The organism is Spiroplasma phoeniceum P40, assembly GCF_003339775.1.
GTDB classification, from domain to species: domain Bacteria; phylum Bacillota_I; class Bacilli_A; order Mycoplasmatales; family Mycoplasmataceae; genus Spiroplasma; species Spiroplasma phoeniceum.
Map to the genome: position 1 here is coordinate 744,478 of NZ_CP031088.1, position 15,638 is coordinate 760,115.

General features: G+C 24.0%; 15 protein-coding genes. 12 read left to right on the forward strand and 3 right to left on the reverse strand.

The annotated features are described in order from the left end of the window. Positions 1 to 394: 394 nt before the first annotated feature. Positions 395 to 544, forward strand: a complete 150-nt coding sequence (locus tag SDAV_RS04690; RefSeq protein ID WP_114564750.1) for a hypothetical protein — start codon at positions 395 to 397, stop codon at positions 542 to 544. A 703-nt stretch (positions 545 to 1,247) separates the two neighbouring features. Here SDAV_RS04690 and SDAV_RS04700 read toward each other — a convergent pair. Beyond that, positions 1,248 to 2,225 (reverse strand): IS30 family transposase, encoded by a 978-nt coding sequence (locus SDAV_RS04700; protein WP_114564751.1) that lies wholly within the window; start codon positions 2,223 to 2,225, stop codon positions 1,248 to 1,250. Positions 2,226 to 2,527: 302 nt separating this feature from the next. Between SDAV_RS04700 and SDAV_RS04705 the strand changes: the two genes are divergently transcribed. The 5 genes from SDAV_RS04705 to SDAV_RS04725 are packed head-to-tail and all read left to right on the forward strand — an operon-like array spanning position 2,528 to position 9,248. Next, positions 2,528 to 2,929: a hypothetical protein gene (locus SDAV_RS04705; RefSeq protein ID WP_114564752.1), complete on the forward strand. Its 402-nt coding sequence runs from the start codon at positions 2,528 to 2,530 to the stop codon at positions 2,927 to 2,929. Continuing rightward, positions 2,922 to 4,382, forward strand: a complete 1,461-nt coding sequence (locus tag SDAV_RS04710) for a PBSX family phage terminase large subunit (RefSeq protein ID WP_114564591.1) — start codon at positions 2,922 to 2,924, stop codon at positions 4,380 to 4,382. The genes SDAV_RS04705 and SDAV_RS04710 overlap by 8 nt, the downstream gene beginning before the upstream one ends. Beyond that, positions 4,382 to 4,660 (forward strand): hypothetical protein, encoded by a 279-nt coding sequence (locus SDAV_RS04715; RefSeq protein WP_105298871.1) that lies wholly within the window; start codon positions 4,382 to 4,384, stop codon positions 4,658 to 4,660. The genes SDAV_RS04710 and SDAV_RS04715 overlap by 1 nt, the downstream gene beginning before the upstream one ends. After that, the gene (locus SDAV_RS04720) at positions 4,653 to 6,047 is read left to right on the forward strand and encodes a hypothetical protein (protein WP_114564753.1); all 1,395 of its coding nucleotides are present in this window, start codon (positions 4,653 to 4,655) and stop codon (positions 6,045 to 6,047) included. The genes SDAV_RS04715 and SDAV_RS04720 overlap by 8 nt, the downstream gene beginning before the upstream one ends. Positions 6,048 to 6,050: 3 nt before the next feature. Then, positions 6,051 to 9,248, forward strand: coding sequence for a hypothetical protein (locus SDAV_RS04725; RefSeq protein ID WP_114564754.1), 3,198 nt, complete (start codon positions 6,051 to 6,053; stop codon positions 9,246 to 9,248). A 31-nt stretch (positions 9,249 to 9,279) separates the two neighbouring features. Here the strand turns inward: SDAV_RS04725 and SDAV_RS04730 are convergent, their stop codons facing one another. Then, positions 9,280 to 9,789, reverse strand: a complete 510-nt coding sequence (locus tag SDAV_RS04730) for a lipoprotein (RefSeq protein WP_114564755.1) — start codon at positions 9,787 to 9,789, stop codon at positions 9,280 to 9,282. A gap of 307 nt (positions 9,790 to 10,096) precedes the next feature. On the opposite strand from SDAV_RS04730, the gene SDAV_RS04735 reads away from it, so the two are divergent. After that, entirely contained in the window at positions 10,097 to 10,492 is a 396-nt protein-coding gene (locus SDAV_RS04735; protein ID WP_114564756.1) for a hypothetical protein, read from the forward strand. 27 nt (positions 10,493 to 10,519) lie between these two features. On the opposite strand, the gene SDAV_RS04740 is transcribed toward SDAV_RS04735, so the two are convergent. Further along, positions 10,520 to 10,744 carry a hypothetical protein gene (locus SDAV_RS04740; RefSeq protein WP_114564757.1) on the reverse strand — a complete coding sequence of 75 codons (225 nt, stop codon included), beginning with the start codon at positions 10,742 to 10,744 and terminating at the stop codon, positions 10,520 to 10,522. A gap of 218 nt (positions 10,745 to 10,962) precedes the next feature. Here SDAV_RS04740 and SDAV_RS04745 point away from each other — a divergent pair, with 218 nt between their 5' ends. The 5 genes from SDAV_RS04745 (at position 10,963) to SDAV_RS04765 (ending at position 15,638) form a co-directional block, all read left to right on the forward strand. Beyond that, complete coding sequence (locus tag SDAV_RS04745; RefSeq protein WP_105299328.1) at positions 10,963 to 11,424, forward strand: hypothetical protein; 462 nt, start codon at positions 10,963 to 10,965, stop codon at positions 11,422 to 11,424. A gap of 15 nt (positions 11,425 to 11,439) precedes the next feature. Beyond that, entirely contained in the window at positions 11,440 to 12,723 is a 1,284-nt protein-coding gene (locus tag SDAV_RS04750; protein WP_114564758.1) for a hypothetical protein, read from the forward strand. A 308-nt stretch (positions 12,724 to 13,031) separates the two neighbouring features. Continuing rightward, on the forward strand, positions 13,032 to 13,379 hold the full coding sequence (locus SDAV_RS04755; RefSeq protein WP_114564759.1) for a hypothetical protein: 348 nt from the start codon (positions 13,032 to 13,034) through the stop codon (positions 13,377 to 13,379). 2 nt (positions 13,380 to 13,381) lie between these two features. Then, positions 13,382 to 14,320: a hypothetical protein gene (locus tag SDAV_RS04760; RefSeq protein WP_114564597.1), complete on the forward strand. Its 939-nt coding sequence runs from the start codon at positions 13,382 to 13,384 to the stop codon at positions 14,318 to 14,320. Next, entirely contained in the window at positions 14,310 to 15,638 is a 1,329-nt protein-coding gene (locus SDAV_RS04765; protein ID WP_114564760.1) for a hypothetical protein, read from the forward strand. Before SDAV_RS04760 ends, SDAV_RS04765 begins: the two co-directional genes overlap by 11 nt.

A 15,638-nucleotide genomic window follows, 5' to 3' on the forward strand; every position in this document is an offset into this window, starting at 1 on the left:
GACAACCCTCCTTTGGTAATTTTGTTTAGTTATACTAAACTTTTTTTTTAAATTACGACAACATTAATTATAAAAAAAACAAAAAAAATATCAATAGTTTTGATGATATTTTTTATTTTGCATTTTGTAATCGAAGTGCAAAAAATCAACTCCTTTATGAGTTGATTTTTTAATGGAAAGAAAACATTATTTTATTTTGCGGTCCTTAGTAATTAAGTATGGAAAAGAATTGTTATTAATACTGTAAATAAAATAGTAATTAATAATGTAAAAGAAAATGAATAAATTATCCGCGTAATTTATTAGCGGTAATTTATTCAATAATGTTTATTTTGAGCGTAGCGAACACGCAGAGCGTGACGCGATATTTAAAAATTTTGAAAGGAGATATATTATGCCAACTTGATTAACGACAATATTTAGTGTTGTTATTATATTAGGGATTTTTGCTTGAATTGGTTTATCAATTTATCAAAAAATTAAACAAATTCGAGGAAAGAAAAAAGAAAAAAAAGAAATTGAAAAAAAGGAGAGTAATAAATAATGTTAGGTATGTATTTAACAACGGCGGTTAATTTTTTAACAGCATCTACACCTAAAACTATGACTGAGGGTATGACTGGTATTTAAACTGGTTTATCTAGTGCATTATGAAAAATTAAAGAAGTTATAACAAATATTTTACCTGAGATAATGGTTTTTTTCTGTGATGCGTGAATTATTTTAATTCCGTTTGCATTTTTTTGATTATTAAAGTATTAAAATTTTTCCGTGTTATGGTTAAAGGGTTTTAGTATTTATTATTTATCATGTATTTTAACTGTGTCACACTAGTTTTTATATGTGATTTGATTAAATAATATCAACTTAAAACTTATGATTTTATATTTTAATAACTATTGTTAAAAATTAAATAGTATTTTTAAGTGTGCCAATTTTTACTATTTTATATTTTTAATAATGTTAATAACAATGTTTATTAAACATTAAATAAACAATATATTAGCATTATCTATAACATTGTTAATGTTAATAATCATTGTTTATTACAATTAAAAAACATTATATAAAGGAATCCTGTAAATGCAAGTAGCAAAATCTGTCTCTTGTTAATTTGATGATAACATCATTTTTAACAAATGCAACTCTTTTTTTAAAAAATTAAAATATTTTATAAATATAACTTAATTTAACCATATTTAAACACACTAAAAAAGCATTTATTAAATTTTAATTAATAAATTTCTTTAAATATTCTGTAAAAACATTTCTTTAGCACTTTTTCAATTTAAACACGGTCGGAGTTTATCATTTATTACATTAACTACTCAATCTATTCTTTTCTGACTAACCATATTAAAATCTGTGCCCTTAGGAAATCAATGTCTAAATTCACTATTCATATATTCAATTAAAGGTTTTTGTTGTGGTGAACCAGGATCACAAAAATAAACTTGTGTTTCAGCAAATAATTCCATTTCTCGTCATTTGCTAAATTCTTTCCCTCTATCTGTTATTATTCCTTTAATTTTTCCAATTAAATTATTTTTTATAACAATATCTTTAAACTTTTCTACAACTTCATCAGCAGTATTATTTTTTAATTTTATTGCAAAATATTTTTTACTTAATTGTTCTACTAAAACTAAAATAGCAGATTTATGGTCTTTTCCAACAACAGTATCCATTTCTAATCAACCAACATTAGAAACTTTATTTTCAATATCTCAAACTGACTTAAAATCAGTTAATTTACCACGATTATCAGATTTTCCTTTTGTTTTATATTTTTTACCACGATGTCGCAAATTCTGTTTTAAAAAACCATAAAAACCTAAACGAATTCATTTATACAATGTTTTAACACAAACCGGAAATTTAACACCAAACTTTATTAAAAAACGCTGAATAATTTCTGCTGGTGAATCATGATAAACATTAAATCTCAGATGAATAAAATTTAATTGTTCTTCTGTAAATGTAGGTAGTTTTTTAATACATTTTTTACGCTTTCTTTTGTAATTTTTTTGTGCTTCTATTGCTGTATAATCTTCTATATTTTTAAATCGATTAATTTCTCTTTTAACAGTATTCACACTGCGATTTGTTTGTCTTGCAATTTCAGATAAATTAAACGTACCATTTTTCTTTTTACAAGCATTAGAAAATAATAAATCCTTAAATAAATCACGCTCATCATATTTTAGATGTGTATAATCTTTCATATATTCTGTCTCCAATCTTTTTAAAATTATTTATACACTATTTTTAAAAAACTATTGACAATTATTTTTAAAGTTATACAATTAATTTATAACAAGTTGCGAATATCTGTCTCTATACTTGTTTTACAAAAAAAGACTTGAAAAAGTATTTTTTTAATTGTAAAATAAACATAATAAAAATAATATTAAGTTCTTTAATACATTTTGCTACGTTTTTAGTTCTTGATAAGTTTTATAATACTCTTTTATTTAACCATATTGTTTAAATAATAGCAATTTTAATATGCAAAAAGGAGTAAAAAATGAAAGAATTTAATCCAAAAACAGCAAGTTTAAGCACAATTAAGCGTAAAATAGAAGAATTTTGAACCGATAAGAAACCCAATCAATTATATTCTGTTAATCATTTAACCAATAAACTCAATCTTTCTAAGCATTGAAGACAAGAAAATTACCGGAGCGAAAACATAATTCCATTAATTGAAAGAAATATTCAAAAAATAGAAATGGAAATAATAGAGTTTATGATGAAAACACCTGATGGTGCTAAAACATATTGACAACGAGCATTTAATTATAAATACTCACTACAAGAAAAACAATTAGAACAAGAATTAAACTTAAATAATCAACAACCAATCATTGTTAATTTACAAACTGATATTAGAGATATTAAAAAAGAAGAAAGTGATAATAATGCTTAATCATTTTACTTATTTGTTAGAAATTCCTTATTGGTTATTACAAAATAGTAGTATTGGTAATAAATATCCATTTGCTAAGAAATATGAGTTAGTTAATGAAATTAATCAAATTGGAACACGATATAGTGGTAAGACTATTTCAAATATTAAAATGTTTGGTGAATTATTAAAAATTAGTTTATTAATTAAAGAACCAATTTGTATAATTGCTAGTATGTATTGGAGTAAAGATTTAAAAGATAGTGTATTTCAAAATATATGAAATATGTTAGATGAAAATAATATTCCTTATACTATTAATTTATCAAATTTTACTTTTACTTTATCAAATGGTAGCAAAATATATTGTAAAGGTTTACATTCACCAAGTCGGAAAGAAAAATTGAAAGCCTTTTCTGACTTAAACAAATATAAATTAGTAATTGATTGACGAGAAGAATGTGATCAATTTCAACAAAAAGACTTAAGTGATTTAGAGTTTGCTATTCGTGGTTATCAAAATAAAATAACAATTAATACATGTAACCCTGAAAGTTTAAAAAGATATATTGTTGGTTATTGTAATCAATTATTACCTTTTAATGAAGAAATAATGCGTAGTAAATATGAACAAATTAAGTATATTGAAAAATGAAATATGAAAATTATTATTCATTATTCTAGTTGAAGATTAAATTATGAACTACCACAAGATAAAGTTAATGAACAATTAAGATTAGAACAATTAGATATTGAAAGAGCAAGAGTGTGGAGTTGAGGATTGCCCGGTAATACTAGTGGGTCAATCTTTGCAAGATATATTGATATTATGCAAGCAACAGATATTATACAACCAACTAAATTATTAGGTGGTGTTGATATTGCGAATGCTACTAGTCCCAAAGGACATACAACATCAGCGAGTTTTTGAATATATAATTCATTTGATAAAAAAGCATATAAAGTAGCAGAATATACACATTCAAATGCGACACAACAATTTAAAACTGAATTAGAACAAGTTAAAGATATTTTAGAGTTTTATAACAATCAATTAAATCAATATTTTAGTTTAATACAACAAGGTATATCAATTAATGTTGATGATAGTGCTTATTCAACATTACAAAGTTTAAACCGAGAGAAATATAATTATAATTTTGGTCAATATATGACATTTAAACCAGCACAAAAACAAAAATTTAAAATAAGACATCGTATTGAAGCATTTACAATGTTAATAAATACTAATCAATTAAAATGATTATGAGAAAAATGTCCTGTAAGTAAAACCCAATATGAATTAATTCAATGAGAAGATAAACCAGATGCTAGAGAAGAACGAATGTTAGACTTATATGATGATACATTTGATAGTGATTTCTATGCCTTACACTTTGAATTAATTCCAATGGTTAAACATAATAGTTCAGCAGATTATAAATTATGACAACAAAGGGAGTGAATAAATTAATGAAAAAAGATATATATGTAATACATGATGAGCGTGTAATAAATGCAAAAAGACCTTATATGTCTGTTTGTGGAAAAGTTAAAAAAAGACTTTGTAAAGAATTAAAAAAAGATAATATCGCAATATGTAAATTAAATTTATATAACGAGTATATTAAAAAATATCAAAAAGTTAAAGTATGTGTAAAAGTTTTATCAAATGAACCTAGTTTATTAACAGTAAATATAATTAATTATGCACTTATTTTAAAATTAAAGGAGCAAAATAACAATGAATAATAATACATATCCTACTTTACCAAACTTAAATGATATTAATAGTGTTTTAAAATATTATAATTATGATTGAACAATTAATTTAGCAAATATTATTGCTCGACATCAAATGCGATTAGTAAATGGTAAAGATATTTTATTTAAATCTCATCGTAAAGACATTTTAGAAAAATTAAATTGATGATATGAAACTTATAAAATTAAAGAAAAATTAGACAAAAATGAATTAACAGCAAGTTTAATGGGTAAAACTATCTTTGGTTTATTAGAAACATCAGATGGCAATATTGATTTATGAATTAATCCATTTAACTTTACTTCAAGAGTAAGTAAAATAAATGAAATTGAACAAGGTGCTGATATTTGATTAAATTATCATCAATCAGATAGTGGTTTTATTTTAAATTTAATTTGTACCAAAGATAAAATAGTTATTAAAGGTTGACCTAAAAATAATGAAATAGTTGTTGGACAAAGTAAAACACAAATTAAAGATGATGTTAAACCTATTTTAGTACAAGAATTTAAAAATAAATTAGGTGTTGTACCTTTTTGAGAAATGATAAATGAACCTAATCCATTATTTTTATCTACATCAACTACATTAAATCCATGACCTACAATGGCAAATTGTTATAAATTACAATTTGATTTAGAAGATAGTTTTAATATTAAATCAAAAGAACGATGAGCAAATCGTACACATTGATATGGTCAATTAGATGATGATTTAATGACTTCTTATAATATGGGTAATAAAAAAGTATATCAAGATATTTTTGATGATATTTTTATTCAATCAGGTCAAACAGCAGCAGATGGGACATCATCCCAATCTTTACAAGTAGTACAAGGGACACCAATCTTAGAAACATATACACAAGATCAAAAATCAATTATTGAACAAGTATATATAGCATGTAATTTTTCTAGTCCTTTTGGTGATGCCTCAGATAGTGAAGAAAATAAAACACAATCATTAATAAAAAAAACAAAAGATTTAGAAAAACAAGCATATTTACAAGCATATCGTAAGCAATATTATACTAAAATGTTTGATACTGTTTTAAAATATTATGGTTTATGAAATGGTGTTGGTGAACGACCTTATGGTTTTGATTTTGTTAGTGCTAGTTTAGTTGATCAAATGAGACAAAATGAATTAATTACTGCTAGATTAGAAAATAGAACAATGGAACCAATACGAGCAATTACTGAATATGATAATATTGATGAATTAGAAGCAACAAAATATTTTGAAAAAATTGAAAAATACTGAGATAAAATACAAACCAAAGAAATTGAACATAATAATAAATTACTAGAATATGATGAAACTGGTAATAATCAAAATGCTATCCAAGGTAGAACAGAAATAAAGGAGGATTAATAAATGAGTAGAATTAGCCTAGGTGCTATGAATGAATTAAGAGCACAAGCCCACGATACTTTAATGGATATAAGAGAAGACATCCGAAATAATCGACATTGAATGGTATTTCCTTTTAATGTTTATAGTTCATATATACCTGATACTGAAACCGGTTGAAAACCTAATAATGCTAAACCTAGTGATTATGGTAGTTATACCCGCATATTTGATAATATGGAAAGTACTATTGCTCAATGACAAGGCAGTTTAAAAATAGTTCAAAAATATAAAGGTGAAGAAATTAATATCTTAACGATAGATGATTTTAAAAATCAACCTATTAATTCAACGATATGAGCAAATAATGAAAAACCTTTTGCAATAAAATTAAAAGATGAAAATGAAAATAATTATTGAAAATTAATTGATGGTGAAAATATTTATGATATTAATAAAATGTTAGAATACTTAAAACAATATAAATTAAGTTATTTTATGAATAATGATAATAAAGCAGATAATTTTTATACAAAAGAAGTTAAAGTTGGTAAATATTGAGATGCTTATATGATTGATGATAGAAGTTCTATTCAATTTGGTGAAGCAAAATTTGAACAAGTATTTACTCAACAATCAACAGAACGACAATATACTTTATTAATTTTAGATGAAGATGCTGAGAAATTAAATATTAATGATTATTATAATTTTTATACTGTATTTAGTGATCGTGGTTTAAATATTGGTGGTGGTGATATTAATTCTGCACCCCAAGATAGACAATGATTATATCCCTCAAATGTTATTAATTATTATTCACCTTATGATGGTAGTTTTTTATGACAAGAAATTACTTTTTCAAGTATTAATGACAAAATTAGTCATAGTGGTTTATCAGTACGACAATTTATACAAACAAGTGCCCCAGGTGAGGGTTATTGTTTTCCTAAAATAACTTATGATGAAAAATTAAATAAAGGAATTGTTGAATTAGATGAGATTTTATTAAAAGACCCAGGCGTTAGAGCAATGGCAGTTAAATTTTATGGTAATCCTATTTTATTTGATATGCCAGTAATTGGGCGACCAATTATTAAGGGTGAATTTAATAAAAAAGTAATGAATTCAAGAGATTTATTAATGTATAACATGTATCCTGCTCCACCTGATAAAATAAATACTTATGCATCACCCGAAGTAAGTTGATATAACATTCAAGGGATACAACCAACAATGATAACAGGATTTAAAGATTGAAAACAAGATATGGAAAGTAGATATGACTTTTGAAGTTCAAAAAATAGTGAAGGTATTGTAATAACAGATAAAGCAACAACAACAGCAACTAATCCAACTGTTGGAACAACTATTAAGGAAGAAGATAATAATTCTGAATTTTATTGGTCTAAAAGTTGAAAAATAACACCACCAAATAAAGTAAAAGTAAATGAAAGTAATAAGGATAATATTATTAGTACCCAAGCATCATCTTATTTTAGGAGAAAAGATGAATTTGGTAATACTGTTGGACAAGTTCAAATTGAATATAATAAAATGGGTTCATGTAATGTTTGAGATATTTTAAATATGAATAATTTTATTAATCGGCAAATTACCGTATTACCTTTAAACTATACACAAAAATTAGTATTTAATCCTTTTACAATACCAGGTGGAGTTGGTAAATTCTTAAACTTTATTTCATTTGGTATTCCATGAGGATGAGTAATTAATCAAGATAAAAAAACTTGACCTAATTTTCAATGACTTAATGGTTTTATGAGTGCTAATGTTTATAGTTTTTATAATGATGCATTTTGAGGTGATAATGCCAAAGGTAAGGGTTATTTACCTTTTGAAATATTTAGAGAACAAGGTAATGATAAAGTCGGTGCTATTTTTGGAGCAAATGCTACTAGTTTAGGTTTTACAACTTTATTAACTGATAAATGCAAAGGTACAGTTTTAACTAACGATGGTAAACCAACAAGTGAGTTAGTTTATTCAACTTATAATTTAAAACAATTAAATCCTAAAACTAACCGAGTTTATCTAATTAATGAAAAAACAAAAGCAGTAGATGCACAAACACCAGTTAGTGATAGTGAAAAAGATAATGATTGCGAATTCTTACAAACACCAGATGGTACTGATTGTAGTTATATAATTGATATGTTTTCAATTCAAGCATTATATAAAGGTAATTTTGAAATTATCTTTTATGCTGATAATCCATATACAAATAATGAGGAAGATTATTTACGCTTATCAGTATGAAGTTTTCGAGGTAAAACAAAAAGTGTATTAAATAATTATTTACGTGATATGACAACTAATTATAAAACTAGTTTCTTATTACCACACGACTATGAAATACCAACCTTTAATTATCCTCAATATGTTCTTCCACCAATACCATATAACTATCAACCTTATACAAAAGATATTATGCCTTCTGATGTAGTATTACCATTAAAAACTAAAATTACAGCATCAGCACAATGTAAATGAAAAAATAATCCTGGTTATTATAATAATATATTTTCTGATGAATTTAAAGATGCTTATTATGAAGTTGAAATTGATTTAAGACAAATTGACCCAACAATTCAAAGTATTGAAAAATTTAAAAGTGCTTATAAAACAATAGAAATAAGTAATCTAGGTAATTTACAAGTTGAATGTGGACCGCCAAATATAGAGAATTTTATTCCTAATAGAAATATTAATTTATCTGCGGGAGAATATTCATGTAATCAGGATTTTGGTTCCTTAGCAAATATTACTTTAAAAGAAAGTGGTCGTTCACAAAGAGATAAAGTTAATTTTGATAATATAAGAACTTTGTATACAAATAATATAACTAATGAAATTCAAACATTTGAACCTATTGCATATACTAATGGTTTACCTAGTGGAGATTATTCAAATAGTTATATAACTGAAAAAAATAATGGAAATATTACATTTTTATTACAAATAACAAAATTATCTAATAAAGATAAAAATAAAATTAAAGAAACATATCTACAAGCATATTATACTAATGATATGAAATTAAAAATTAGATTTTCAAAAGTAATATCTGCTCAATTAGTTATTGTTTGAGATTATTTTGGTAATAATAAAGATATTGTATTGGATGTTTCTAACCCAAATGTCTTAGGTATTAGAAATAAAAATAATAACCCAGTTAAAATTACAATTAAACCAAATTAAAAAAACAAAAAGAGATTATTAAATCTCTTTTTTATTTTTCTTTAACTTTTACATTGCCATCTTTATCAATATCTAAATTAGGTTCTTGTGTATCTAAATTTCAACGATAAACATATTTAAAATAAGTACCATTATCATTTTCTCAATAAATTTCTTTAAAAGTTCATGCAATATTTAATGTTTGTCCTGATCCAAATTTATAGGGACTACTTTTTCATAAATCTGCTTTTTCAAAATTATCAATTTCTATAAAATCGAGTGTATTATTTTTATGTTTAATTAATCTTCAATTATCATTTTCATCACCACGCCACACTACATAATAATACTTATTATCAACTTCATTAAATGGTTTTTCTTGTGGTGCTATTCATTCTAAATTATTTTTAATATTTTCATCAGCTGTATCTATTTTATTATTTTCTTTAAGTTTTGTTAATTCTTCGGATGTATATTCTTGTGGTGCATTACAAGCAACTAAACTTGTTGTACTTGTTCCTAGTAATGTAATTGCACCAATAATACTTAACAATCTTTTCATTGTATTCTCCTTCTTTATTTATTAGTTAAATTATATAATAAAAAATAAAAAAAAGAGATTTAATATCTCTTTTTTATTGTTATTACTTGTTTTAAGGGGTATATTAGCAATGAAATATATTAAGTTTAGTATTTATATACAAATTATATTGTATTGGTATAATATTATGATATTATTATTTTAGTTAAATAAAAAAGAGAATGACCCGACATCATTCTTATTAGTAATAATATATCAATAAATAATAATTTCAAGTAAGAATGATAAGGTTTTACCTCTTTATTAATTTAATCAAAGGGGTGAAAAAATGAATGAATTAAAACAAGACTTTATTAATTTATTAGAAAAAGACGAAACATATATTGAATATCTTAATGGAAAAAAACAATGACACTCTAAGTGTATGGACTATCTTAAATCTAAACTTATTAGTTTAAAAGAATTATATTTTTTAACAGATGATAATGCTAATGGTTTTCAAAATATAATTATGACACAATGATGGAATTTATGAAAATCTCATTACCCTCTTGTATCAAAAACTATTACAAGAGAGGATTTTAAAAATAAATATATTAAATCTAATTATTTTAATTCTTTAAATGATATAAAAAGAACAGAGATGTTATCAATTTTAATGGAAAACAAAATTATTTCAAAAGAAGAATGTATAAAAATTTATGAGAATTATGAAATTAAGTAAAAAAGTCTAGCAAAAATGCTAGATTTTTTATACTAATGTAATTTTTAAATTGTTATTTCATTCTTTGGTTAGAAATTCAATATCAGCAATTTTACATTTATCTAAATCCGGTATATATAATAAAAAATTAATATTATTAAATTTATCTCTTTTAAAATATTCTTTTTTACTAAATTTATACTGTTTATTATTAAAACAAATAACTAAATTACTTTTCATATTAATTTCATTTAAAAAATCTAAAAATGTCATTTTATTACCTCATTTCAATTTTATTATAACACTTTTATGTTATTTGTTTAGTATTTATATATAAAAAGTATTGTATTGGTAAAATAATAGTGTAAAATAAAGTTAATGGTTTAATCTTTTGTTAAAAAAGCGTATTTCCGGTTTAAGCTTTCCGCCTTAAAAAGAGTTTATGCTGACTTGTTAATCGGACAAGAATAAAAAAAGAGAGGTTTATAAAAATGGCAATTACAAAAGAACAATTAATAGAACAAGGTTTAAGTGCTGAAATAGCAGATAATATATTAAATGAATTTAATAATGAAGCAAAACAAATTAGAGAAAGTTTGCAAAAAAGAACTGATACTATTTCAAAAGAAGAGTATTTAAAAGTTGCTAATGAATTAGATGAATTAAAAGCTTTTAAAGATGTTCCATCTACTAAAATTGAAGATATTAAAACTAATTTAGATAAAGTTAGTGGTAATTCTTTAAGTGAAAGAATGCAAACTTTAAAAGAATTAAAACCTGATTTGTTTGTTGAAGAACAACAATCAGTTTCACCAACTAATTTTATTAAAGATATGATTGAAAAATCTACTGAAAATAAAAATGATGAAATTGAAACTATTAAAGAAAAAGGTGCATATACACCTGATGAAGTTAAAAAATTAACTGATTTCACACTTAAAAACCTTAGATAATAAGGAGTGAAAATTATGGCAACAATTAATGTGCCACAAGTACCTTTTACATTACAAGGTAATACAACAGATCAAAAAGCATATGTTGATATGGTAAATGCTTTATTGCGTGGACCTTTATATAATGAATATGCAAGTATTATGCAATATGCAACAGCAACTGCTGAACAAGTTGCTTATTTACCTAATGCTGGACAAGCATTATATAATTTAACTCATCGTGTGGTATGACAAAATGATTATTCATTACCAAATGGTGGGACAACTCAAACTATGGGATTAACAAGAATTCCAGTTCCTATTGATAAAAGATTTAATTTAAAATTAATGAATGAAGCTTTTGATTTAGCATTATTAGAACAAAATATTAAAAATGGTGTTATTGCTGATGCTATTTCTAGTGTTGTTCAAAATAAATTTGTTAATTTAGAATGTGAATTAATTCAGGCTATTTATGATTATTGTTTAGCAGATGGACAATATGAAGTAATTCCATTTCGTAGTTATACAGCAGATAATGCTGATGATGCTAATCGTGCATTTTTTACATTAAATGAAACTTTAATTGAATTAACAAATCAAATTAGTAATTTATATTTTGGTTTACCAACAGATAAAATGTTTATGGTTTTAGGACGAAGAGCTTATTTAGGATTAACACCTGCTTATTTAAAAGTAATTGGTTCACAAGCACAATTAAAAGCAATGGTTAATGGTGAATTATATGAAAATACAGCAATGGGTATTCCAGTATCTAAAAGTTTTCATTTAGAAAAAATATATACAAAAGGACAAGTTAATCGTGATAAAGGTTATGATTTTACTAATGTAAATGGTTTAATTATTAATAAACAAGTTTGAGCATATCCAATTAATATGGATACTATTCAACAAGTTTTAGATAATGATACTGCTAACCCTAAATGAATTGGTAAAGTTCAATATGCAACACCAACAATTTTATATCCAAAAACATGTAAAATTATTTTAGAAAGACAACCAACACAAACAGAAATTACACAAGCAATTAATAATTTAAATATAACTTACCGAGTTCCGATTGACTATACTATTGGTAAACCTGCTTTATCAACAGTTATTACAACACCTAATTTAGGTCAAATTACAATGGTTGGTGATACACCAACAACAGCAGAATTAGAAACTGCTATTAAGACAAAAAATACTAATTATCAAACTGGAGATGCAACATTCTCTAATATTACATCTACTGGCGCATTAGCAACTGGAAATCCAAATAAATATAGTGGAACAGTTTCTTTAATTTATTCAAAGTAAGTAGCGCCATAGATATTCACGATAAAATTAAAAATGTTGATAGTTTAACAAATGATGAAATAATTAAAGGAATTATTGTACCTCAAAAAGTATCAAGTGAAGATTTAAGACCGCTTTTAAATGATAAAGTTTTAAAAGCAGTTAAAGCGGTTGATGCAAGTTTAACAGCAGATGATTATGATTGATGACCGTTATATTATCAAGGTTCACCATCAAGTTATGATATTACTACAACAGATATTTATGTTGATATTTATATTGCTGGTAAAAATAAAGCAACTGGTGTTTCACAAGTTCAGTATTATAAAGTGCAAAAAGTAAATCAAATAAGTATTAAACAATTTAATAAAGATAATATTGGAACTTTAAAAACACCTTGATATAGTGATGTTCCTGATTTAACTAAAAAAGCAGATGTAATTACTGAAATGAATACTGGTCTTATTAAAGCAATTCAAAAACTTAATGCTGGTTTAACAACTTCAGATTATATTGTTAATATTTTAGATTATGATCATTCAATATTTAATGATAGAGATGAGGGTAATTTTAGCAATAATGTTTCGGTACCATATAGTTTAATTGGTACAAATTGATTAACTGGTGAAACAACAGGAATGGAAATTACAGTTCCTGCTGCTACTAAAAAAACTTAATTATGAATTTATTAATTTTAAGAATATTAACCTTATTAGTTTCTAATTTAGAAAATAAAACATTAATAAATAAATTTGTTAATTTAATTAATAAAGTTAATCAAATTAAACAAACAGTATTAAAACCAATTAATTATACTACTGGTAAATATAAAAAAATTACTAATAAAGTTGAAGATATTTATCAGTGGTTAGACCCATTTACTTACTTAAATTTAATTAAAAAAGGTTATAAAAAAGAAATTCAACAAATATTAAATCAATTAGAAAAAGAAAATAATATTAAAAATAGAGAACAATTTAAAAATGAAAATTATCTAAATACTAATTGACAACCTTTAAATAGTAGTTGACTTGATAGTGGTATGTTTAATATTACAAATAAATTAACTTTAACGGGTAATTTAACTATTTTAATATATACAAAAACAGCAAAAAACCCTAAGTTTTATGGTCCATATGTTTATCCTAGTGTTCCAGTGGAAATTTGAAAATTATTAAGTAATGCTGTATCTAATGCAGGGACTTTATTTTGGCGTTATTGATTAAGAAAATGATTACCTAGTCATTTAAGAAATTATATTAAAAAACGATTACCACAAGCATTAAAAGAAAAATATCCAAAAGGAAATATTAAATTAACATTACCAACAGTTCAAAAATTACAGCAAATTAAAAAGTTTATTAATAATTTAAAGATTGGGCATTTTAATTTTAATTTTGCTGGTGAAATTAATAATAAAAAATGATATCGTGAACGCCGAAATGATATTAAAAATATTAAGAATTTATATAAAGCACCAGTTAATAGTAAATTTTATCAGGTTAATAAATCTATTAAAACAATTAATAAAAATAAAAGAAAAGTTAATAGTTATAAACCATCTAATTTAAAAAATAAATATCGTAATCAATTAAGGGGTGTTTTATATGGAAAATAATTTAAATAATTTGTTATTTATAACAGTTGAAGATGTTAAAGAAAGTAAACTTTGACAACCAATTAATGATAGAAAACAATCTGCTTATAATGATAATTTAATTTATAATGCTATTTTAAAAACTAGTTTATGAATGGATAGATTATCAGGTGGAACAATTTCCGATAAGATTAATAAAAAAGATTTATTTCCATGAGTAAAAAAAGATAATACAGGTGTAATTGAATATGATAAATGATTAAGTTATATTCAATCTGGTTGTTTATTAGCAGTTATAAATTGATATTTACCAAAAGGAGTAAATGATTTAACTGGTAGTGCATCATTTTCACAAGGTGGTGTTGCTTATTCACAAACTAATGACCCTGAAGCAAATGAAAATATTACTCGTGATGTTAAAAATGCTTTAAAATTAGCAGGTGAAATAATTGATATTATATCTAGTAAAACAAATATAAGACCATATAATTATAATTTAGGAAATTATGCTCATCCATGAGAAGAAGAATATAAATATATTACTAAAAAAACATTTTATGAAACATTATTATTTTGATTAAAAGAACGATTTCAAACAGATAATTCAATTAATATAACTTATCCTACTATTAATGATTTTAGTAAGATTGATTATAATGAGTATATTAAATTAATAGTGCCTTTTGATAATGATACGATTTATTATGAAAATAATGTATGAAAAGCAAAACAAGGCAGTGATATACCATCTGATGTTATTAAAGATAGTGATTTAAATAAAGATTATATTGATAAAGAAGGTGGAAAATATATTGTTAAAAAAGCACAAAGTGGTAGTTCAATAACAGTTAATGCCCCATTACATCAAAAAGATAATGGTAGTTTAGAGTTATTATTATCAGATGAATTTGGTATTGAAAATAATAAATTATCGTTTAATAAAAGTTTTAAAGATACTTTTGAACAAGTAATAAAATGAATATTTGATATAGGTAAAAAAATAAAATGAGAAAAAGTAAGTATATCTTATACACCTGATAGTGCTAAGTATATTGATATTCCTGAATTTTCAGAAGAATATCGTTATCAAGTTTGATTATCACCAACTAATCGTAAAGGTGCTGAAGGTATGTTATGACTTGAACCACCTTATTTTACAGAAACAAAAGAAAATAAAACTTTATCTAAACATCAAGCAACTTGTTTTATTGATGATTTCGATAAAACCCCTTATAGTATTGCTTTATATAGTGCTAGTGGTCGGATTTATTTAACTAATGGTTCAGAGGGTTCTAATATACCAATTAATAGTGTTCGTATTTTTCGACAAGAGGTGTAA